Source organism: Methylobacterium sp. E-065 (assembly GCF_022829605.1).
Classification (GTDB): Bacteria; Pseudomonadota; Alphaproteobacteria; order Rhizobiales; family Beijerinckiaceae; genus Methylobacterium.
In genome coordinates, this window is the sequence record NZ_JAKSYD010000188.1 from 161,828 (window position 1) to 182,816 (window position 20,989).

General features: G+C 69.6%; 16 protein-coding genes and 1 pseudogene. 8 read left to right on the top strand and 9 right to left on the bottom strand.

All coding sequences use genetic code 11. From position 1 onward, the window contains the following. Positions 1-117 precede the first annotated feature (117 nt). Genes MKK84_RS23620 through polA form a run of 4 tightly spaced genes read left to right on the top strand, consistent with a single transcriptional unit; the run spans position 118 to position 5,462 of the window. Complete coding sequence (locus MKK84_RS23620; protein ID WP_243924335.1) at positions 118-1,590, top strand: UdgX family uracil-DNA binding protein; 1,473 nt, start codon at positions 118-120, stop codon at positions 1,588-1,590. 54 nt (positions 1,591-1,644) lie between these two features. Then, a complete protein-coding gene (locus MKK84_RS23625) occupies positions 1,645-1,941 on the top strand; it encodes a nucleotidyltransferase family protein (RefSeq protein ID WP_243924261.1) in 297 nt (98 codons plus the stop codon). Then, entirely contained in the window at positions 1,922-2,281 is a 360-nt protein-coding gene (locus MKK84_RS23630) for a DUF86 domain-containing protein (RefSeq protein ID WP_243924263.1), read from the top strand. The genes MKK84_RS23625 and MKK84_RS23630 overlap by 20 nt, the downstream gene beginning before the upstream one ends. A gap of 22 nt (positions 2,282-2,303) precedes the next feature. After that, the gene (polA, locus tag MKK84_RS23635; protein WP_243924269.1) at positions 2,304-5,462 is read left to right on the top strand and encodes a DNA polymerase I; all 3,159 of its coding nucleotides are present in this window, start codon (positions 2,304-2,306) and stop codon (positions 5,460-5,462) included. Positions 5,463-5,600: 138 nt separating this feature from the next. On the opposite strand, the gene MKK84_RS23640 is transcribed toward polA, so the two are convergent. Next, positions 5,601-6,014: a response regulator gene (locus tag MKK84_RS23640; RefSeq protein ID WP_243924271.1), complete on the bottom strand. Its 414-nt coding sequence runs from the start codon at positions 6,012-6,014 to the stop codon at positions 5,601-5,603. 480 nt (positions 6,015-6,494) lie between these two features. Between MKK84_RS23640 and MKK84_RS23645 the strand changes: the two genes are divergently transcribed. The 3 genes from MKK84_RS23645 (at position 6,495) to MKK84_RS23655 (ending at position 11,441) form a co-directional block, all read left to right on the top strand. Further along, on the top strand, positions 6,495-8,582 hold the full coding sequence (locus MKK84_RS23645; RefSeq protein ID WP_243924278.1) for a PAS domain-containing sensor histidine kinase: 2,088 nt from the start codon (positions 6,495-6,497) through the stop codon (positions 8,580-8,582). A gap of 55 nt (positions 8,583-8,637) precedes the next feature. Beyond that, positions 8,638-9,609 carry an NADPH:quinone oxidoreductase family protein gene (locus MKK84_RS23650; RefSeq protein WP_243924279.1) on the top strand — a complete coding sequence of 324 codons (972 nt, stop codon included), beginning with the start codon at positions 8,638-8,640 and terminating at the stop codon, positions 9,607-9,609. A 149-nt stretch (positions 9,610-9,758) separates the two neighbouring features. After that, entirely contained in the window at positions 9,759-11,441 is a 1,683-nt protein-coding gene (locus MKK84_RS23655) for a methyl-accepting chemotaxis protein (RefSeq protein ID WP_243924280.1), read from the top strand. 6 nt (positions 11,442-11,447) lie between these two features. Here the strand turns inward: MKK84_RS23655 and MKK84_RS23660 are convergent, their stop codons facing one another. From MKK84_RS23660 to MKK84_RS23690, 7 genes are all read right to left on the bottom strand, one after another. Next, entirely contained in the window at positions 11,448-12,461 is a 1,014-nt protein-coding gene (locus MKK84_RS23660) for an adenosine kinase (protein WP_243924281.1), read from the bottom strand. Between the two features lie 51 nt (positions 12,462-12,512). Next, positions 12,513-13,091, bottom strand: a complete 579-nt coding sequence (locus MKK84_RS23665) for a Uma2 family endonuclease (protein ID WP_243924289.1) — start codon at positions 13,089-13,091, stop codon at positions 12,513-12,515. A 43-nt stretch (positions 13,092-13,134) separates the two neighbouring features. Next, a complete protein-coding gene (locus tag MKK84_RS23670) occupies positions 13,135-14,544 on the bottom strand; it encodes an MFS transporter (protein WP_243924291.1) in 1,410 nt (469 codons plus the stop codon). Positions 14,545-14,622: 78 nt separating this feature from the next. Then, the gene (locus MKK84_RS23675) at positions 14,623-15,552 is read right to left on the bottom strand and encodes a glutaminase (protein WP_243924298.1); all 930 of its coding nucleotides are present in this window, start codon (positions 15,550-15,552) and stop codon (positions 14,623-14,625) included. Between the two features lie 229 nt (positions 15,553-15,781). Next, on the bottom strand, positions 15,782-17,551 hold the full coding sequence (locus MKK84_RS23680; RefSeq protein ID WP_243924300.1) for an ABC transporter ATP-binding protein: 1,770 nt from the start codon (positions 17,549-17,551) through the stop codon (positions 15,782-15,784). A 203-nt stretch (positions 17,552-17,754) separates the two neighbouring features. Then, positions 17,755-19,137 carry an MFS transporter gene (locus MKK84_RS23685; protein ID WP_243924301.1) on the bottom strand — a complete coding sequence of 461 codons (1,383 nt, stop codon included), beginning with the start codon at positions 19,135-19,137 and terminating at the stop codon, positions 17,755-17,757. Then, a complete protein-coding gene (locus tag MKK84_RS23690) occupies positions 19,134-19,826 on the bottom strand; it encodes a PRC-barrel domain-containing protein (RefSeq protein WP_243924337.1) in 693 nt (230 codons plus the stop codon). Before MKK84_RS23690 ends, MKK84_RS23685 begins: the two co-directional genes overlap by 4 nt. 299 nt (positions 19,827-20,125) lie before the next feature. Here MKK84_RS23690 and MKK84_RS23695 point away from each other — a divergent pair, with 299 nt between their 5' ends. Next, positions 20,126-20,533 carry a hypothetical protein gene (locus MKK84_RS23695; protein ID WP_243924303.1) on the top strand — a complete coding sequence of 136 codons (408 nt, stop codon included), beginning with the start codon at positions 20,126-20,128 and terminating at the stop codon, positions 20,531-20,533. A gap of 49 nt (positions 20,534-20,582) precedes the next feature. Here MKK84_RS23695 and MKK84_RS23700 read toward each other — a convergent pair. Next, positions 20,583-20,942, bottom strand: a pseudogene (locus MKK84_RS23700) (PRC-barrel domain-containing protein); the annotation flags it as partial. Positions 20,943-20,989: the final 47 nt, after the last annotated feature.

Sequence of the window (20,989 nt, forward strand, 5' to 3'; positions counted from 1 at the left end):
GGGGAGGGTACCCTGCGCAGCAGGGGGGGAGAGGGGAGCGACGGTGCAGGATCGGACAGTGACCTGCATGCCGGCCTCGAACCTTTCGGAGCCCGGGCTCCCCTCTCCCGACCCGACCTGACGGCCGGCCCACCCTCCCCCGCAGAGGGGGGAGGGGATGCGCACCGGCCGCGTGCCATTACGTTACGCCCAGGTGCAGATCTCGTCGGCTTCCGCACCGCCGTTCGAAGCCTCGTTGCCGCGGGCGTCCCGCCCGAAGCGGTGTCGTGGTCGGTGACGGATTCACCCGGCCTGTTCGGGGCCGAGGCCGACGCCGCTTCCGCTGCCCCGCTCGCCCTACCCAAACCTGTCGCCGGCCTGATCCCGCAGGTGATCCCCCACCGCGATCCCGAGCGTTACGGCCTGCTCTACGCGCTGATCTGGCGGGTCTGCCACGGTGAGCGGCATCTGATGGAAGTCGGCAGCGATCCGTTGGTCTATCGCCTGCACCGCATGGCGAAGGCGATCGGGCGCGACCTGCACAAGATGCACGCCTTCCTGCGCTTCCGCCGCACCGAGGACGCGGTGGGCGAGCGTTTCGTGGCGTGGTTCGAGCCCGATCACCACATTTTGGAAGCAGCCGCGCCGTTCTTCGTGGCGCGGTTCCGGGGCATGCGCTGGTCGATCCTGACGCCCGAGGGCTCGGCCCACTGGGATACCGACACGCTGACCTACGGCCCGCCCGGCGACCGGGCCACGCTCCCCGACGGCGACGGGTTCGAGGCCGGCTGGCAGACCTATTACGAGAGCACCTTCAACCCGGCCCGGACCAACCTGAAGGCGATGCGGGCCGAGATGCCCAAGAAGTACTGGCACAACATGCCCGAGACCGCCGCGATCCCCGCTTTGGTTCGGGCGGCGGCCGGGCGTACCGAAGCCATGATCGAGAGGGAGCCGACCTTGCCCACACGCCGCGAACCGACCCGGGCCGTCGCCGCCATGGCCGATCAGGATCCCAAGACCCTGGACGAGCTGAACGTCATCATTCGGCGGACCGAGCCCCTGGTTCCGGGTGCGACCCAGGCTGTGCTCGGCGAGGGCGCGGTCGGCGCGACGATCGCCTTCGTGGGCGAGCAGCCAGGCGACCAGGAAGACCGGCAGGGCCGCCCGTTCATCGGGCCGGCGGGGCAGCTGCTGTCCCGCGCCATGGCGGAGGCCGGGATCGACCGCGGGGCGAGCTATCTCACGAATGCGGTCAAGCACTTCAAGTTCGAGGAGCGCGGCAAGCGCCGCATTCACCAGAAGCCGACGGCTGGTGAGGTTAGCCACTATCGTTGGTGGCTCGACCGGGAACTGGATTTCGTCGGCCCGAAGCTGGTGGTGGCACTCGGCGCCACGGCGGTGCTGGCACTGACCGGCAAGGCGGTCCCGATCACCCGGGCACGCGGCCCGTTCCGGTTCGAGCGGTTCGACAACCGCTTCCAGGGCTTCATCACGGTCCACCCGTCGTACCTGCTGCGCCTGCCCGACGAGGCGAAGGAGGAGGCCTACGCGGCCTTCGTGGACGATCTGCGCCGGGTCGAGGCGCTTGGGCGGGAGCTGGCCGCCTGATCGCCCGCGCTTCTGGTATGCTGGCCAATACCGATTCCCGCCGGTCCCGCCGCCATGGACAAGCACGCCGCCCTCGACATCCTGCGCACCCACGAGGCGGAGCTGCGCCGCCGGGGGGTGGTCCACGCCGCTCTGTTCGGCTCCGTTGCCCGGGGCGAGGCGCGGGCCGATAGCGACCTCGACGTGATGATCGAGATCGAGCCGGAGCGCGTGCGTGACGTCTTCAGTTATGTGGGCCTGTGCCGGTTCATCGGCGAGCTGTTCCCGGTTCCGGTGGATGTGGCGGATCGCCGAAGCCTGAAGGAGCGCGTCCGGGAAAGGGCCGAGAACGATGCCGTTCCAGCCTTCTGAGCGGGCACGCGACGCCTGTGAGGATATCATCACCAATGCCCAGGCCGCGGAAAGTTTTGTCGCGGGCCTGAGCTACGAAGCGTTCGTCGCGGATCGGCGCACGAATTACGCCGTGGTTCGCTGCCGGGAGATCATCTCCGAGGCCAGCCGACGCCTCACCGGCGAGATGCGGGACCGTCACCCGAACGTGCCGTGGCGCGACATCGCAGACGCGGGCAACGTCTACCGTCACGGCTATCACCGGGTCATGCTGGACAACGTCTGGCGGACCGTTCACGAGCGCTTGACCGACCTCGTCGCGGCCTGCCGCGCCGAGCTGGACCGCGTGCCCGAATCCTGATCGCCCCGAGCCGCCTGAGCCCATGACCGACGCGAAGCCCGACGCGAGCCCCGAGACCAAACCCGTCGGCCCCGGCGATCAGGTGATCCTGGTCGATGGCTCGTCGTTCATCTTCCGGGCCTATTTCCAGTCGATCAACCAGGATCAGAAGTACAATTCCCGCCCCTCGGACGGGATGCCCACCGGCGCCGTGCGGCTGTTCTGCACCAAGATCGCGCAGTTCCTGCAGGAGGGCGCGGCCGGCACGATGCCGACCCATCTCGGCATCGTCTTCGACAAGTCCGAGGGCTCGTTCCGCAAGGAGATGTTCCCGGATTACAAGGGCCACCGCCCCGACGCGCCCGACGACCTCAAGCGCCAGATGCCGCTGATGCGCGATGCCGTGCGCGCCTTCGGCCTGCACGCGGTGGAGCTGGAGCGCTACGAGGCCGACGACCTGATCGCCACCTACACCCGCCAAGCCGAGGCGCGGGGCGCGGGCGTCATCATCGTCTCCTCCGACAAGGACCTGATGCAGCTCGTGGGGCCGCAGGTGCGGTTCTACGATTTTGAATCCGGCGCCAAGGGCAAGGCGGGTTACCGGCCAGAGCGCAACCTCGACGTCGAGGCGATCATCGCCAAGTGGGAGGGCTTGCAGCCGAACCAGATCGGCGACGCCCTGGCGTTGATCGGCGACACGTCCGACAACGTGCCGGGTGTGCCCGGCATCGGCCTCAAGACCGCGGCGGCGCTGATCAAGGAGTTCGGCAGCCTCGAAACGCTGCTGGAGCGGGCCGGCGAGATCAAGCAGCCCAAGCGCCGGGAGACCCTGCTGGCCAGCATCGATCAGGCCAAGCTGTCGCGAAAACTCGTGGCGCTGATGGAGGATGTGCCGGTTCCGGTCGCGCTGGACGATCTGGGCGTGCCCAAGCCCGATCCCCAAAAACTCGTCGGCTTCCTGAAGGCGATGGAGTTCAACACGCTGACCCGCCGCATCGCCCAGATGCTGCATGTCGACCCGGAGGCGGTGAAGCCCGATCCGCGGCTCCTGCCCGGAGCCCGGCCGCACGGATACGGCAATGCGGCCGGCGGCAGCGATGCGGTGCCGTTCTTCGGCGATTCCGTGCCGCCGGATCCCGAGACCGCGGCGGCCGGCGCCGAGCGCGCGCCGGGCGCCGCCCCGCCCGAGCGCGCCGAGATCGATCCGTTCGCTGATCTCGACTTACCTGACGCACCCGCCAAGCCCCGGGCCCCCGTCGAGGCGACACCGGGCAACGTGGTGGCGGCCCGCGCCGCGGAATCCGTGGCGCCGTTCGATACCGCCGCCTACGAGACGGTCGCCTCCCTGGAGCAGCTCGACGCCTGGATCGCGGAGGCCCGGGAGGCCGGGGTGATCGCGGTCGACACCGAGACCGACGCGCTCGATGCCCACAAGGCCGGGCTGGTCGGCGTGTCGCTGGCGGTGGCCAACGGCCGGGCCTGCTACATCCCTCTGGCCCACATCCAGGCCGCCAAGGTCCAGGCCGATTCCACCGACCTGTTCGGCGAGGGTGCCGCCGCCTCCGACGTGGCCGAGCCGGTGCCCGGGCAGATCCCGCTGAAGGAGGCGATCAGTCGGCTGAAGCCGCTCCTGGAGGATGCGGGCGTCCTGAAGGTCGGCCAGAACCTGAAATACGATTGGGTCGTGCTGGCCCGCTACGGCATCGAGATCGCGCCGTTCGACGACACGATGCTGATCTCCTACGTGCTCGATGCCGGCAAGGGCGGCCACGGCATGGACGAATTGGCCCGCCGCCACCTCGGCCACCAGCCGATCACGTTCTCCGATGTCGCCGGCGCCGGCCGCAACAAGGTCAGTTTCGACCGCGTCGCCATCGACAAGGCCACCGCCTACGCGGCCGAGGACGCGGACGTCACCCTGCGCCTGTGGCGGATGATGAAGCCGCGCCTCGTGGCCGAGCACCGGGTCACGGTCTACGAGACCCTGGAGCGGCCCCTGCTGCCGGTGATCGCCCGGATGGAGCAGCGCGGCATCCGGGTCGACCGCGAGATGCTGAGCCGGCTCTCGGGCGATTTCTCGCAGATCCTCGTCCGCCTGGAGGAGGAGATCCAGGAGGATGCCGGCGAAAAGTTCTCGGTCGGATCCCCGAAGCAGATCGGCGACATTCTATTCGGCAAAATGGGCCTGCCGGGGGCCAAAAAGACACCCTCCGGCCAGTGGGCGACGCCCGCGACGCTGCTGGAGGAGCTGGCCCAGGCGGGCCATGAACTCCCGAAAAAGATCCTGGAGTGGCGCCAGCTCGCGAAGCTGAAATCCACCTACACGGATTCGCTCCAGACCCATGCCGACCGGGAGACCGCGCGGGTCCACACCTCGTTCTCGCTGGCCGCCACCACGACCGGGCGGCTGTCCTCGTCCGAGCCGAACCTGCAGAACATCCCGATCCGCACCGAGGAGGGCCGGCGCATCCGGCGCGCCTTCGTGGCCGCGCCCGGCAACAAGCTGATCTCTGCGGATTACTCGCAGATCGAGTTGCGGCTGCTCGCCCACATGGCCGACATCCCGGAGTTGCGCAAAGCGTTCGAGGACGGGATCGACATCCATGCGGCCACGGCCTCGGCGATGTTCGGCGTGCCGCTCACGGAGATGACGCCCGATCTCCGGCGCCGGGCCAAGACGATCAATTTCGGCATCATCTACGGCATCTCGGCCTTCGGGCTGGCCGACCGGCTCGGCATCGGCCGCGAGGAGGCCTCGGCGTTCATCAAGCAGTATTTCGAGCAGTTCCCGGGCATTCGCGACTACATCGACAGCACCAAGCGGAGCTGCCGGGACAAGGGCTACGTCACCACCCTGTTCGGCCGGGTCTGCCACTATCCGCAGATCCGCTCCAACAACCCGTCCGAGCGCGCCAGCGTCGAGCGGCAGGCGATCAACGCGCCGATCCAGGGCTCGGCCGCCGACATCATTCGCCGGGCCATGACCCGGATGGAGGCGGCGCTGGCGGCCAAGCGGCTCACGGCGCAGATGCTGCTGCAGGTGCACGACGAGCTGGTGTTCGAGGTCTCCGAGGACGAGGTGGAGGCGGCGATCCCGATCATCCGCGGCGTGATGGAGGAGGCGCCGGCGCCGGCGCTGACCCTACGGGTGCCGCTGGTGGTGGAGGCCAAGGCGGCGGGGAACTGGCAGGAGGCGCATTAGGGTTTGAAGTTGCTCAGCTTGGCCTGTGCAATGTCCGAGATGGGTGGATATCTGCTGGTCTGCTTCCGAGCGGCAGAGGCATCAGAGCGGACGTCGCCGTCCCGCCCGCTCACGATCCTTAGCGGACACCCGTTGGTTCTATCGCTTACGTGCTTTCAATGGCTCGGGCTTCTGACCGTCCGGTAGAATTTTGTCGATGTGGTCGTGGACCATCTGAGCACTGAAGGGCTTGTCGAGGAAAACGGCACCTTCCGGGAGATCACCCGCACCGGGCTTCACCCCGCCTGATGCCACTACAATCGAGATGTCAGGCCATCGACGCGCGGTCGTCCGCGCCACCTCGAAGCCATCGGGACCGCCGGGCATTTCAACGTCGGTGAACAATAGAACTATCGAACCGGCGTGATCCTCAAGCAGCTTGATCGCCTCGACGCCGTTTGCTGCCGACAGGGCGTGGAAGCCTGCCTCCTCCAAAATCATTTCTGCATCCATCCGGACGAGAAAATCGTCGTCCGCGACGAGGGCATACGGTGAGTTTGGCGGCTGGGACATGCCCATTAAGCCGAGGGGGCGTGCGAAGGTTCAGATCAGCATGGGCATGCGGGTGGGTATACCGCCACCGACACGCCTGGACGGATCAAGCATAGGATCAATCCCTAAGCGGGTCGAAGCGGCTGCAAACCACCCCGAGCAGAAGTTGCCGGATGTTTGACGAACGGCCGCTTTGGAGAAGCGCCAACGGCGGTCCAGGCGGCTGGATTGGGTCGCGAGCAGTCATCGCACGCTTTAACTCATTGGGTTCAGGCCTAGGGAAGCTGGCCGGATCGAAGTTGGGCCCAACCGTCCTTGCGAGCGGAGCGAAGCCCTTCACTTGGCGCCACGCTCACGACTGCCCCACCGCCCTGGGCTGCCTCGCTCCGCTCGCAAAGTCGGTGCTTTGTAACGACGTCATTGAACCGCGCGCGGCATCTTGGAGATGCCGCCAAAGGCAGTCATACGCCGTACGCTCATGACGTATATCGTTCTGATCCAGTGACCGACCCTCTCGCCTTCCTCGCCGGCGGCGGCGAAGCCGCGCGCATGATCCGCGCGCGCGACTGGTCCGGCCACCCCCTCGGCCCGCCGGATTCCTGGCAGCCGGAGTTCCGCGCGGCGCTCTCCCTCGTGCTCAACTCGCCGGAATCGATGATCCTGGCCTGGGGGCCCGATCTCCACTTCTTCTTCAACGACACCTACTTTCCGCTGCTCGGGCCCCGCCTGCCCTGGGCCATGGGGGCGCGGTTCGATGCTGTCTGGGCCGATGCCTGGGATCAGGCCAAGCCGATCATCGAGGCCGCCCTGGCGGGCCGGCCGGAGCGCTTCGTCGATCTGCCCTGGCAGCTCGACACCGACCGCGGCGCCCGGGAGACGTGGTGGAGTTTTTCGTACTCCCGCGTCCTCGATGCCGCGGGCGACGTGGTCGGGCTGTTCATCCTCACCAGTGAGACCACCGGGCGGGTGCTGGCCGATACCGCCCTCACCGAGAGCCGCGCGCAGCTGGAGGCCGCGCTCACGGAACTCGGCCGGCTCAACGCCAACCTGGCCCAGCAGGTCGCGGACCGGACCGCCGACCGCAACGCCCTGTGGACGCTCTCCACCGACATGATGCTGCGCACCGCGTTCGACGGCACCATGCTGGCGGTGAACCCGGCCTGGACCGAGGTGCTGGGCTGGCAGGCGGATGAACTCGTCGGCCTCAACCTGATGATCCTCATCCATCCGGACGATCTCGACCGGACCGTCGCGGGGGGGCAGCAACTCGCGTCGGGCGAGCGCTTGGCGCGCTTCGACAATCGCTACCGCCACCGGGACGGCAGCTATCGCTGGATCAGCTGGTCGGCCCGGCCGGGGGAGGGGATGATCAACGCGGTCGGCCGCGACTTCACCGCCGAGCGCGCGCGCACCGAAGCCCTGGCAACCGCCGAGGAGGCCCTGCGGCAGGCGCAGAAGATGGAGGCGGTGGGCCAGCTCACCGGCGGCCTCGCGCACGATTTCAACAACCTGCTCGCCGGCATCTCCGGCTCGCTGGAGCTGATCCAGACCCGGCTCGCCCAGGGCCGGATGATGGATGTCGATCGCTACATCAATGCCGCCCAGGGCGCGGCCCGGCGCGCCGCTGCCCTGACGCACCGGCTGCTCGCCTTCTCGCGCCGCCAGACCCTCGATCCGAAGCCCACCGACGTGAACCGGCTGGTCGCCGGCCTGGAGGAGCTGATCCGCCGCACCGTCGGCCCCGCCATCGCGGTCGAGGTGATCGGCGCCCCCGCGCTGTGGCCGGCTTTGGTCGATCCGCCGCAACTGGAGAACGCGCTGCTCAACCTGTGCATCAACGCCCGGGACGCGATGCCGGAGGGCGGCCGGATCACCATCGAGACCGCCAATGCGTGGCTGGATGCGGACGCCGCCCGGCACCACGACATGCCGCCGGGGCCCTACCTGTCCCTCTGCGTGTCCGATACCGGCACCGGGATGGCGCCCGAGATCATCGAGCGGGTGTTCGAGCCGTTCTTCACCACCAAGCCCCTGGGGCAGGGCACCGGCCTCGGCCTGTCGATGATCTACGGATTCGCCCAGCAATCGGGCGGACAGGTCCGGATCCAGTCCGAGGTCGGCCGGGGCACCAAGGTCTGCCTCCATCTGCCCCGCCATGGCGGCGCGGTGCCGGAGGAGGATCCGCGCGCCGCGCCCGGCGCCCCGCCCCGGGCCGCCCCGGGGGAGACCGTGCTGGTGGTCGATGACGAGCCGACCGTCCGGATGCTGGTGACCGAGGTTCTGGAGGATCTCGGCTACACGGCGATCGAGGCCGCGGACGGGGTCGCCGGGCTCAAGGTGCTGCAATCGGATGTGCGCATCGACCTGCTGGTCACCGATGTCGGGCTGCCCGGCGGGATGAACGGGCGCCAGATGGCCGAGGCCGGACGGGCGACGCGCCCGGGGCTCAAGGTGCTGTTCATCACCGGCTACGCAGACGCGACGGTGCTGGGCCATGGCCAGCTCAGCCCCGGCATGCAGGTGATCGCCAAGCCGTTCGTGATCGAGGTGCTGGGCTCCCGCATCCGGGAGATGATCGGGACGGCTTGACCGCAGCGTCGGTTCGGGCCTCATCGGCGGGATACGCCAGGGAGGACGAGACGCCATGAAGGCGCTGCTGTGCACGCGGCTCGACGGGCCGGACCATCTTGAGATCGCCGAGCGGCCCGATCCGGTCCCGGGGCCGGGACAGGCCCTGGTGCGGATCCGGCTGGCGGCGCTGAACTTCTTCGACACGCTGATCACGGCCGGGCGCTACCAGGTGAAGCCGCCGCTGCCGTTCTCGCCGGGGGGCGAGGGGATCGGCGTGGTCGAGGCGCTGGGGGAGGGCGCTTCCGGTGTCGCCGTGGGCGACCGGGTGATCGTCCATGCCGGGCACGGCTGCTGCGCCGAGACGATCGCCATCGATGCGCGTCGGCTCACCCCGGTGCCCGATGCGGTGCCGGACGAGCAGGCGGCCGGGCTCACCATCACGTACGGCACGTCGCTCCATGCGCTCGCCAACCGGGCGCGGCTCCAGCCCGGCGAATGGCTGGCCGTGCTCGGCGCCTCCGGGGGCGTCGGCCTCGCCGCCGTGGAACTCGGCCGGCTGATGGGCGCCCGGGTGATCGCCTGCGCCTCCTCGGAGGAGAAGCTCGCGGTCGCCCGCGCCCACGGGGCCGAGGCGGGTCTGGTCTACGATCCCGCCACCCTCAAGGACGAGCTGCGCCGGATCTCCGGGGGCGGGGTCGATGTGGTCTACGATGCGGTCGGCGATGCCTACGCGGAGCCGGCCCTGCGGGCGCTCGCCTGGCGCGGGCGCTACCTCGTGATCGGCTTCGCCGCCGGTGCCATTCCGCGTCTGCCGCTGAACCTGATGCTCCTGAAGGAACTCGACGTGCAGGGCGTCCACTGGGGCGCCTTCCTCGAGCATGAGCCGGAGGCGCACCGGGCCGACCAGCGCCGGCTGCTCGACTGGGTCGCCGAGGGCAAGCTCACCGCACAGGTGCACGGGACCTACCCCCTGGCGGAGTTCGCGGAGGCGTTCGGCCTGCTGACCCGCCGGGCGGCGGTGGGCAAGGTTCTGCTCCGGCCCTGAGCGGCCGAGCGACGCGGCTCAGAGGCCGGACCCTCGGCAAAATCGGGGGACAGCTCTGCGCCGGTCGCATTGAAGCAGACGTACAATTTAATCCGCGCCGTCACCGTCTCATGCCAGAACTCTCGCGCCGATGCGCTGGAGAGAGAACGATGAATTGGCTTCGTGGTGTAACTTTCAAATTGGCTTTGCCATCGCTGCTCGGGTTTTTGTTGCTGATTGCAACGACCTACGAGAACTTGTCTCAGATCGCATCGGTCGCGTCTTCAGCCGCGGAAATCCGAGACACATGGATGCGGAAAGATGCCGAGCTGAACGGGCTTCAATTCGGCGTTCTTCGCTATCACACGACGACGATACGCAAGGTCGTGGCTTCCGATGCGGGCGAGAACCGGGATCTCGACCAGGAATTCGTCGAGATGGACGCGACGATCCCGGACGCGTTCCGGCGGTACCGGACCCTGGTCGGCTCCCCCCGCGAGGCGGCGCTCTGGGACGCGTTCGAGACGCGGTGGCAGGGTTATCTCTCGGCCCGCGCCGTCATCATGGCCGCGCTGAAGCGCGGGGACCGCGATGCCGCCCGCGATGCCATAGCCCCGGCCCGCCCGCCGCTGGTGGAGACCTTCGGGGCGCTCGGGGAGCTCGCGCGCGTCAACGCCGAGGGCACGACGCTGTCCGCGCAACGGGCCGACGTGGCCTATGGGACGGCATGGACCGTCTCGATCGGTCTGCTGCTGGCCGGCCTTCTCGTCACCGGCGCCGGTCTGTTCGTGGTCTGGCATCTGGTCGCGTGGCCGATCCGGTCCCTGGCGGGCGTGATGGGCCGACTCGCCGCGGACGATCTCACCGCGACGGTGTCCGGGGCCGGGCGGGACGACGAGATCGGCACCATGGCGGCCTCCGTTCAGGTCTTCAAGGACGGCCTGATCCGGGCCCGGAGCCTTGAGGCGGAGACCGCCCAGGCCCGCGCCAGCGCCGAGGCACAGCGCCGGGCGGGCGTGCATCAGATCGCCGAAGCCTTCGAGAACGCCGTCGGCGGCATCATCGGCACGGTCTCGGCGGCGGCCTCCGCCCTTCAGGGCACGGCCTCGGTCATGACCAAGACGGCCTCCGGAACGGCCGACCGGTCCAGGCGCGTGGCGAGCGCGGCCGAGACGGCCGCCACCAACGTCAACACCGCCGCCTCCGCGGCCGAGGAACTCGGCTCCTCGGTCCAGGAGATCGGCCGTCAGGTGTCGAATTCCTCGGCGCTGACCCAGGCGGCCGTCGAGGAGGCAGACGCCACCGCCGATCTCGTGCACGATCTGAGCGGTGCGGCCTCGCAGATCGGCCACGTGGTGACGATGATCACCACCATCGCCGAGCAGACGAACCTTCTGGCGCTCAACGCCACGATCGAGGCCGCCCGGGCCGGCGAGGCGGGGCGCGGCTTCGCCGTCGTGGCCGCGGAGGTGAAGGAGCTGGCGGGCCAGACCGCCAAGGCGACCGACGAGATCAGCGGGCATATCGCCCGGATCCAGGGATCGACCGGCGATGCCGTCGCCGCCATCGGCCGGATCGGCGGACGCATCCAGGAGATCCGCGCCGTCACGACCCTGATCGCGGCCGCCGTGGAGCAGCAGGGGGCGGCCACCCAGGAGATCGTCCGCAACGTCTCCCAGGCGGCGCAAGGGACCGGCGAGGTGACCGGCACCATCACGGGTGTCGCGCAGGCCGCGAACGAGACCGGGACGGCGGCGGATCAGGTCCTCACCGCCGCCTCGGAGCTGACGCAGCATTCCGAGCATCTCGGCCGCGAGGTGACACGCTTCCTGGCGAGCGTGCGGGCGGCCTGAGCGGGCTCAGAGCAGCCCGCGCGCCTTGGCGAGGCCGACGAGATCCGTCTGCGGACGGGCGCCGATGTGCTGGATCACCTCGGCGGCCGCCAGCGTGCCGAGCCGGGCGCTGGCGACGTTGTCGAGGCCGCGCGCATGCCCGGCGAGGAAGCCGGCAGCGAACAGGTCGCCCGCTCCGGTCGTGTCCACCACCGCGTGGACCGGGCTCGCCTCGACGGCGCGGACTTCGCCACCCTGGATCACCAGGGCGCCCTCGGCCGAGCGCGTGACGAGGCCGAGCAGGTGACGGCCGCGGGCGTTGCGCTCGTCGCGGAGTGCCGCCACGGCGGCCTCGGCATCGTCGGTCTGGTAGAGGCTCTGGAGCTCGCCCATGTTGGCGAACAGGATGTCGATGCTGCCATCGCGGATCAGGCCCAGGAACTCGTCCCGGTAGCGGCCGACGCAGAAGGCATCCGACAGGGTCAGCGCCACGGCGTTGCCGGCCTGATGGGCGATCTGGGCGGCCTTGCGGAACGCATCCTTGGCGGCCGGCGGATCCCACAGGTAGCCTTCGAGGTAGACGACCCGGGCGGACTTAACCAGCGCGTCGTCGACATCCTCGGGCGAGAGCCCCTGGCAGGCGCCGAGATAGGTGCTCATGGTGCGCTCGCCGTCCGGCGTCACCAGGATCAGGCAGCGCGCGGTCGCCGCCCCTTCGGTCGCCGGCGGAACCGTGAAGCCGACGCCGGTGGCCTTGAGGTCGTGACCGAACAGGCCGCCCAGCTCGTCGTCCCGGACCTTGCCGACGAAGCCGGTCTTGGCGCCCAGCAGCGCCGCACCCACGGCGGTGTTCGCCCCCGAGCCGCCCGAGACGATCGTGGTCTGGCCCATGGCCTGGAACAGCGACTCGGCGCGGGGCTCGTCGATGAGCTGCATGGCGCCCTTGGTGACGCCCTGCGCGGTAAGGAAGGACTCATCCGCGCGGGCGATCACGTCGACGATCGCGTTGCCGAGTACGAGGAGATCGAGGGAGGCTGTCATCGGGCGTCCTGATAGGGGTTTGTGCCGCTGTGGCATCCGCCCCGGATCGGATCAAGCCGCGGGATCTGCTGGGGGCGGGAGATCGGCGAACAGCTCGGCGACGGGAAGGGTCAGGCCGGGCGGGGTCAGGTCAAGGGTGCCCTCGGTCGCGATGCGGGTCTCGATCAGCTCTTCGGCGCAGCGTCGATGGTGGATGACCAAGCGCTTGACCGGATCGATCATCAGGTAGTGGCGCACGCTCGCGAGACTGAAATAGCGCGCCAGTTTGAAGCCTGCATCGACGGAGCGCGTACCCGGTGATTGCACCTCGACGACGATCACCGGATCGGGCACCTCGATGGCCTCAACATCCATCCGTGGCCCACAATACACGAGTGCATCGGGCTCGAAGGTTGTCTTTGCATCGATGCGGACCGTCATGCGGTCGGGCATCATGTGGCAGCCGGCCCCGGCCGCCACGATCGCCCGTTTCAATGCCGTTTGAGTCGCGTACTTCACCAAAGCATGTCCGGCCCGTTCCGGCGCCATCGCGAAGACCTCGCCATCGACCAGCTCGAAGCGTCCCGGCTGGCCTTCGGCCCAGGCCAGGAAAGTGTCGACGGTCATCCGTTGTTTCGGTAGCGCGACCATGTGATCAGCCTACCATGATTCCATGAGGCATGGATCACGGCCGTCAGCCCGCGATCTTCTCCAGCGCCACGTCCCGCGTCCGGGGGCCGAGAAGGCCGACCAGCAGGCCCGCGACCAGCATCGCCGCCGAGATGAACAGGAACACCCCCGGCGTTCCGGTCTCGCGCAGCACGAAGGCGATGACGAAGCCGGTAAAAATCGCCGAGAACCGGCTCCACGAATACACGAAGCCCACCGCCCGGGCGCGGATGCCGGTCGGGAACAGCTCGGCCTGATAGGCGTGGAAGCTGTACGACATGACGTTGGAGGCGAGCGTCAGGCCGATCCCGAGCGCCACGATGGCGGTGACATCCGTCGTCCGCGCGAAGGTGAGCCCGCAGGCGATGTAGACGAGGGCTGCGGCCACGATGACGTGCTTGCGTTCGAACCGGTCGGCGATGAGAAGCCCGATCAGCGGCCCGACCGGGGCGGCGAGCGCGATCAGCGCCGTGTAGGCGAGGCTCGACGTCACCGTGATGCCCTGCGCAACCAGCAGCGTCGGCACCCAGTTGGCGAAGCCGTAGAAGCCCACCGTCTGGAACACGTTGAAGCCGGCCATCATCAGCGCCCGGCGGCGGTAGGGCGGCACCCAGAGGTCGCGGAAGGCGCCGCGTGGCTGGATCGGTTCCGGCGCGGCGGGGGGCGGCAGCGGGCGCCCGGTCTCGGCCGCCGCCTGCGCTTCGAGCCGCCGCAGGATCGCGTCGGCCTCCGCGAGCCGCCCGCGCTCCACGAGCCAGCGCGGGCTTTCCGGCAGGCCCGCGCGCAGCCACCAGACCACCAGGGCCGCCGAGGCCCCGATCAGCACGACCCAGCGCCAGCCGTCGATGCCCAGCGGCGCGGTCGGGATCAGCAGGTAGGACAGGAACGCGACCACCGGCACGGCGGTGAAGCCGATGCCCTGGCACAGGGCGAAGGCCCGGCCGCGGATCGCCTTCGGCACCAGCTCCGACAGGTAGCTGCCGATCGTCACCATCTCCAGCCCGAGGCCGATGCCGGCGATCAGCCGCCAGAGATTGAGGCCGAAGGCGTCGGTCTGGCAGGCCATCACGACGTTCGCCGCCGTGTAGGCCAGCAGCGACCACGTGAAGATCGCCCGGCGCCCGAACCGGTCGGCGAGCCAGCCGCACAGCAGGGTGCCGATGAACAGGCCGGTGAACAGGGCCGCCACGAAGCCCGCGACGCCGCTCGCCCCGAACAGGCCGGGCGTCGTCGGGGTCAGGATTCCGGCTTTCACGAGGCCCGGGGCGACGTAACCGGTGAACAGAAGGTCGTAGAGTTCGAAGAAGAAGCCCAGCCCCAGCAGCACGACCAGACGCCACATCGCGCGCGTGGCAGGCAGGCGGTCCAGGCGGGCCAGGATGGCGCCGGGGTCGAGGGGGTCGGCCGGGCTCCGGTCCGCCGCGATCGTCGCCATGGTGCCGCGTTGTCCCTCAGGCGCCGGATCGGTGCTCCGGCGCAGTGCCGCGGAACCCGGCGCCGCGCAAGCAAGCCGTCACGCCCCGAACACCGACCAGCCCATGCGCTGCGTCAGGCGTTCGAGCGCGACCCTTCCGAGATGCGAATTGCCGGCGGCGTCGAGGCCCGGCGCCCAGACCGCGATCGAGGCCTTGCCCGGCGCCACCGCCAGGATACCGCCGCCGACGCCGCTCTTGCCCGGCAGGCCGACCCGGTAGGCGAACTCGCCCGAGCCGTCGTAATGGCCGCAGGTCAGCATGATCGCGTTGATGCGGCGCGCCCGCTCGGCCGAGACCACCGAGTAGCCGGTCGAGGGGGTGCGGCCGTTATGGGCCAGGAACCGCCCGGCCGTGGCGAGCTGCCGGCAGGTCATCGCGATGGCGCAGTGGTGGAAGTAGACGCCGAGCGTGTAGTCCACCGGATTGTCGATGACGCCGAAGGATTTCATGTAGTTGGCGAGCGCCGTGTTGCGGAAGCCCGTGCGCTTCTCCGAGGCCGCCACCGCCTCGTCGATGGTGATGCTGGAATCCTGGGCCAGGAACTGCATGAAGCGCAGGATCTCGCCCAAAGCCTCGCGGGGCGCGTGGCCGGACAGGATCACGTCGGTCACCGCGATGGCGCCGGCATTGATGAACGGGTTGCGCGGCACACCCCGTTCCCGCTCCAGCTGCACGATGGAGTTGAACGGGTTGCCGGACGGCTCGCGGCCGACCCGCTTCCACAGCCGGTCGCCGACCATGCCGAGCGCCAGGGTCAGGGTGAAGACCTTCGAGACGCTTTGGATCGAGAACGGCGTCTCGCTGTCGCCCCCGGCGAAGACCTGCCCCTCCGCGTCGATCACCACGATGCCGAACTGGTTCGGATCGACATGGGCCAGTTCGGGGATGTAGTCGGCGACCGCGCCCCGGTCGGAGCGCTGGGCCATCTCCTCGGAGATCTCCCGGATGACGAGGGCGAGGTCGGGCAAGGTCAGGCTCGGGGGCGGGACGTTTCGGCCGCGGGCCGGTCTACGATGTCGATGCAAGGTCCGGTCCGCAACGCTCTACCAGCGAAGCAGGAGACTGCGAACCGCGTCGTGAGAGGTAGCACGCTCATGCACGAAGGGTCACGACGCGCGCCCAGGCGTGTCTCCCTCCCCGCAAAGGGGGGAGGGACGGTGCGTCGGTCATCGATCCGGTCAATCCGCTCCGTGACACTCACGCGGCGGCGAGCGCCATCGCCATCGATTCCTTCTTCATCAGCTCGCGGAAGAAGCCGTCGAGATGGGTCAGCTTGTCGGGCGACCCGTCCTGGGCGATGCGGCCGCCATCCAGCACCACGATGCGGTCGAAATCCTGCAGCGTCGAGAGACGGTGGGCGATGGCGATCACGGTCCGGCCCTTCATCAGGTTCGCGAGCGCGTGCCGGATCGCCTGCTCCGACTCGGCGTCCAGCGCCGACGTTGCCTCGTCGAGGAGCAGGATCGGCGAGTTCTTGAGGATCGCCCGCGCGATGGCGATGCGCTGGCGCTGGCCACCCGAGAGCTTGACGCCCCGGTCACCCACGATCGTGTCGAACCCCTCCGGCAGGGACTTGATGAAGTCGGTGCAATGGGCCGCCTCGGCCGCCTGCCAGACATCCTCGTCGGTGGCGTCCGGCCGGCCGTAGCGGATGTTCTCGCGCAAGCTGCGGTGGAACATCGAGACGTCCTGCGGCACCACCGTGATCGCCTCGCGCAGGGATTCCTGCGTCACCCGCTGGACATCCTGGCCGTTGATCCGGATCGCGCCGTTCTGCACGTCGTAGAAGCGCTGGAGCAGCGAGAACAGGGTCGACTTGCCGCCACCCGACCGGCCCACGAGACCGACCCGCTGGCCGGGCTCGATCGTCAGATCGAAATCCGTGAAGACGGGGCGCCCATCCGGGTAATTGAACGCAACGTGGTCGAACTCGATCTTCGCGCCCTGGCCGCTGAGCGGTTGCGCCTCCGGGTGATCCACGAGGTCGTGCGGCTGAAGCAGCGTGTGCAACGCCTCCGACAGGCGGGCGGTGTGCTGCGTGGCATCGACCAGCGCGACCGCCAAGTCGCGGGTGGCGGCGAGGATGCGGATGCCCAGCGTGCAGACCAGCACGACCTGGCCGTTGGTCGCTTCCTTGGCCTCCCACATCTGGATCGCCCAGTAGAGCAGGCCGAAGACCGCGAGCACGGTCAGCACCGCGTGCACGATGCGCAGCTTTTCGAGATAGAGCAGCGACGAGCGGCGAGCCCGCATCTCGGTGCCGATGGTGCCCTCGAAGCGCTGGCCCTCGCGCTTGAACGCCGAGAAGGCGCGCACGAGCGACATGTTGCCGACGAGATCGACCATCTCGCCATCGACGGAGGCGGCCTTGGCGGCGAAGTCATGGTGCAGCGGCTTGCCGGCCGCGGCCATCTTGAACATCAGCAGGACGACGGCGGCGAAGACGCCGGCCAGGATCGCCGCCATCGTGGTGCTCACGGTGGCGATGTAGGCGATCGACCCGAAGGCCGCGACCGTCGGCGGCATCACGTTGAACACGAACATGTTCTCGACCGTGAAGATCGCGTTCGAGGTCGCCGTGATGCGGGACGCCAGAGTGCCGGGCTGGCGGTCCGAGAAGAAGGTCGGCGAATGGCCGGTCATGTGCCGGAACAGGTCGCGCCGGATGTCGCCGGTCACGCCCACGAAGGTGAAGGCGCCGGTCAGCGCGGCGACGCGCCAGAGCATGTTGTCGGCGGCGATGAAGGCGATCAGGACCGTGAGCGCGCTCCAGACCGCGGTGTTGCCCTGGCCGGGGCCCTTGGTCAGCGCGTCGACCACGCCCTTGAGGGCGTAATCGGTGGACACCGAGAAGCCGACCGCGCCGAGCACGGAGATCAGGATGACCAAGTGCGGCAGCCAGCGGCGGCGGAGATACCGTCCGACGAAGGCGAACGGCCTCTCGGCGTATCGGTGCAGCTCTTCCATCGCGGTGACCATTCCGTATTCGCGCGGCTCTGGCTAACGGGCAAGGCGGAGTGCAGCGCGGGCGCAGTCTAACCCGCAGCGGCAACGCGAGAGCGTTGCCATATGTTGCACCAGTCCGCACCTCCCGTGCGCTTTTATCCGTCAAATCTGAACACCGCTTGAGCGGTGTGGAAACACGCAAGCGAATCCGATGCCGGAGTTTCTCAGGCCGTGCGCTCGGCGGCCTGGGTGTCGGATTGGCGGGTCTCGGGCATGATCAGCGCCACCAGCATGAAGGCTGCGAAGCCCACGCAGGCGAGCCCCAGGAAGGCGCTGTGGCTGCCGAGGCGGTCGGCCATCACCCCGGCCAGCGAGGTCGAGAGGGCGGCGCCGATACCCATCGCGGTGCCGACCGCGCCGAGCGCGAGGTTGAAGCGTTCGGACCCGCGGGTGAGATCGGAGACGATGAGCGGCACCATCACGCCCAGCACGGAGGCCGAGATCCCGTCGAGCACCTGGATGGCGACGAGGCCGTAGGGGTTGGTGGTGTAGGCGAGCATCAGGCCGCGCACCGGCAGCGCGCCGAATCCGAACAGCAGGACCGGGTAGCGGCCGAACCGCTCGGCCGCGCGCCCGACCGCGGGGGCGCTCACCGCCAAGACCGCCTGCGGGACCATGATGCAGGCCGCCACCAGCGCGGTCGCGGTCTCGCTCGCCCGCAGGGTCAGGACGCTGCCGACCAGCGGCAGCATCGCCGCGTTGGCGAGGAAGAACAGCACCATGCAGGCCGAGAAGCACAGGAGCCCGCGGTTGGTCAGGAGGCTGCGGATCCCGTCCTGCCCGGCCGTCTGCGGCGCCTGCAGGCGCGACGGCTCCTTGAACACGCCGGGATCGATGTCCCGGGCGCGGATGCGCGTGAGCGCGATCACCGTCGGAATGCCGAGCGCTGCCGTCAGGTAGAACACCGCGCCGTTCGACAGGTAGTAGCCGATGGCGCCCATCCCGGCGGCGCCGAGCGCATTGCCCAGCGCCGCGAAGCTGGCGTTTCGGCCGAGGCGCTCGCCGGCTTGCGCGCGCCCGACGAGGCCGATGCTGATCGCCGCGATGGCCGGCGTCAGCACGCAGCTCGCCGCCGAATGCGCCGCCATCGCCAGCAGGACGACCAGAAAGCTCGGCCAGATCGCCAGCGCGAAGGCACTGCCCGCGATGCCGATCACCGCCACCGAGGCGGCGAAACGCTTCGAGCGGACCACGTCGACGAAGGCCCCGCCCGGCACCTGACCCAACAGGGCGACGAGGCTGCCGACCGTGAGCGCGAAACCGATGTCGGACTGGGTCCACTTGGCCTGCGAGAAGTAGACGGCCAGGAACGGCCCGAAGCCAGTCTGCAGGTTGGCGACGAAGAACGCGAAGGCGTCGAGGCCGTAGCGGCTCGCCGACGAGATCCGGCGTTCGCCGACGGAGGCGCTGGCTGCCGGGGCCGGCTCGCGCGGCATCTCCATCCCCTGATCCTTCAGGCGCACGGCCCGCGCGCGGACATCCTGCCGGGGCACGTCGCGCTCGCGGGGGGTAACGGCGGTGCGGACCTTCAATCGGGCCACCGTCATTTATCCGGCGCCTTGTCGGGTGCGGCGGTGGGCGGGGTCTGGCCCGTACCGGCGGGGGGAGCCGGAGATGCAGCCGAAGGCGCGGGGCTGGCCGCAGGGGTGGATGTCGGGGCGGGGGCAGCGGCGGGCGCAGCCGCCTGATCGCCCTCGGCCGACGGAGCCGCGGGGCTCGCGGGGCCCAGCACCACGATCGGCTCGCCCGACTTGTACTCGGGCGACACGCGGACCTGGTTGCGGGTCAGCGCCACCGACAGCTTGCGCTCCTTGCCGCCGTCCGACGAGAAGCGCAGGGCGCGCCAGTCGACGGCGATCTTGCGGGTGCCGACCCCCAGAAAGCCGCCGAAATCGATGATCGCGGCCCGCGGGTGCCCGTCCTTGTCGATGATGATGTCGATGACCCGTCCCAGCTCGTCGCCCTGGGCGCTGCGCACGCTGCGCCCGAGCAGGCTTTCGTAGTCCTGGGTGTCGAGCACCGTGGCGGGCGTGCCCTGCTGCGGTTGCGCCGTCGGCGGCGCGGCCGTCACGGCCGGCGGCGGCGCCGGGGCGGTCGCGCCCGGGGCCGCCGGAGGAGCCGGATTCGCCGCGGGGGGCTGCGGCGCGGCTTGGCCGGACGCGCCGTCGCTTCCGCTCGCCTGGACCTGCGCCGCGGCTCCCGACGCCCAGAGGGCGAACGTCACGACCGCGATCATCCGGTTGGTTCTGAACACGCTACGTCCTCTGAGGAAGGGCCAGGCCGAGCCGGCACGCCGGCGCGACCACAGCCATGTCGGCCGGGTCCGGGCCGGCCGCCGACAGGTCTACGCCTGCGGACGGTCGTCGTGCCGCAGGACCTGGGCGAAGTTATGGACCCCGGTGGCCGCGCCGCAAGGTTCGCGCCGCGGCCTATGGCGCGGGCGTCTGGTTTTCGCCGCATCCTGAGAGTAGACAACCGCCGATAAGTCACGCGAGCCGCGGACATCACCGCGGCCCTTTTTTTGAGGACCACACGATGCCGACCCTCTCCCCGTCGCGGTGCTCCGCCCTGCGCGGCCTCGCGCTCGGCGCGGCGCTCGCCGCCCTCATGGCCGGCTGCCAGGCGCTCGGAGGCGGAGGGGGCGTGATGCCGGCCTCCGATGTCGGGCTTCCGCCCTCCATGCGCGACGCGTTGCCGAACCGGCAGGCCCGCAACGCCGCGGTGGATGCCGACGGGCAGCCGCTCCAGACCGCGCCGACGCGGCAGATCGCGATCCCCAAGACCGCCGGCAGCGCGACGCGCTCCGCGGATGCGGGCGACCGGCGCATCCGGCGCGAGGATCTCGATGGCGGCAACGGCGCGGTCGGGTCCGGCACCGGCAGCGGCTCCGTGGGCCCGACGATGGCGCCGGGCGGCAGCGTCGGTCTCGGCGGGAAGTTCTGAGCGACCGGATCCGCCCGCGGCGGACGGCCCCGGTCGTCCCGCCGTCTTAGCCAACCCCCTGTGACGGTGCGCCCGCGAGGACGCCCGGCTCGATGTCGACCACGTAGCCGCCGAGATCGGTGCTGTAGCTGAGCGCGTTCCAGGGCAGGGGGTGATGGGTCTCGCCGAGGCCCAGGAACCCGCCGAAGGCCAGCACCACGTAGGCGACCTGTCCGGAAACCTTGTCCACCATGATGGTGTGGATCGCGCCGAGATGGCGGCCGGTCCGGTCGTAGACGTTGGCCCCCTCGACCTTATGCGAGCCGATCAGCCGGGGGCTCTCGTCGATCGCGAGGCCCTCGCCGGCGGGGTCGAGTTCGAGGGTTCCGGGCTTTCTCACGGCGCGTTCGGTGGGCAGGTCTGTCGGCATGATCACTCCCTGTCGGGGAATGCGGGACGATCCGCATTCCGTGGGTC

Excerpts from the sequence above, each read along its gene's own strand:
- MKK84_RS23625 (WP_243924261.1), top strand. The coding sequence starts at position 1,645 with ATGGACAAGCACGCCGCCCTCGACATCCTGCGCACCCACGAGGCGGAG.
- MKK84_RS23630 (WP_243924263.1), top strand. The coding sequence starts at position 1,922 with ATGCCGTTCCAGCCTTCTGAGCGGGCACGCGACGCCTGTGAGGATATC.
- polA (WP_243924269.1), top strand. The coding sequence starts at position 2,304 with ATGACCGACGCGAAGCCCGACGCGAGCCCCGAGACCAAACCCGTCGGC.
- MKK84_RS23640 (WP_243924271.1), bottom strand. The coding sequence starts at position 6,014 with ATGTCCCAGCCGCCAAACTCACCGTATGCCCTCGTCGCGGACGACGAT.
- MKK84_RS23650 (WP_243924279.1), top strand. The coding sequence starts at position 8,638 with ATGAAGGCGCTGCTGTGCACGCGGCTCGACGGGCCGGACCATCTTGAG.
- MKK84_RS23655 (WP_243924280.1), top strand. The coding sequence starts at position 9,759 with ATGAATTGGCTTCGTGGTGTAACTTTCAAATTGGCTTTGCCATCGCTG.
- MKK84_RS23660 (WP_243924281.1), bottom strand. The coding sequence starts at position 12,461 with ATGACAGCCTCCCTCGATCTCCTCGTACTCGGCAACGCGATCGTCGAC.
- MKK84_RS23665 (WP_243924289.1), bottom strand. The coding sequence starts at position 13,091 with ATGGTCGCGCTACCGAAACAACGGATGACCGTCGACACTTTCCTGGCC.
- MKK84_RS23670 (WP_243924291.1), bottom strand. The coding sequence starts at position 14,544 with ATGGCGACGATCGCGGCGGACCGGAGCCCGGCCGACCCCCTCGACCCC.
- MKK84_RS23680 (WP_243924300.1), bottom strand. The coding sequence starts at position 17,551 with ATGGAAGAGCTGCACCGATACGCCGAGAGGCCGTTCGCCTTCGTCGGA.
- MKK84_RS23685 (WP_243924301.1), bottom strand. The coding sequence starts at position 19,137 with ATGACGGTGGCCCGATTGAAGGTCCGCACCGCCGTTACCCCCCGCGAG.
- MKK84_RS23690 (WP_243924337.1), bottom strand. The coding sequence starts at position 19,826 with ATGATCGCGGTCGTGACGTTCGCCCTCTGGGCGTCGGGAGCCGCGGCG.
- MKK84_RS23695 (WP_243924303.1), top strand. The coding sequence starts at position 20,126 with ATGCCGACCCTCTCCCCGTCGCGGTGCTCCGCCCTGCGCGGCCTCGCG.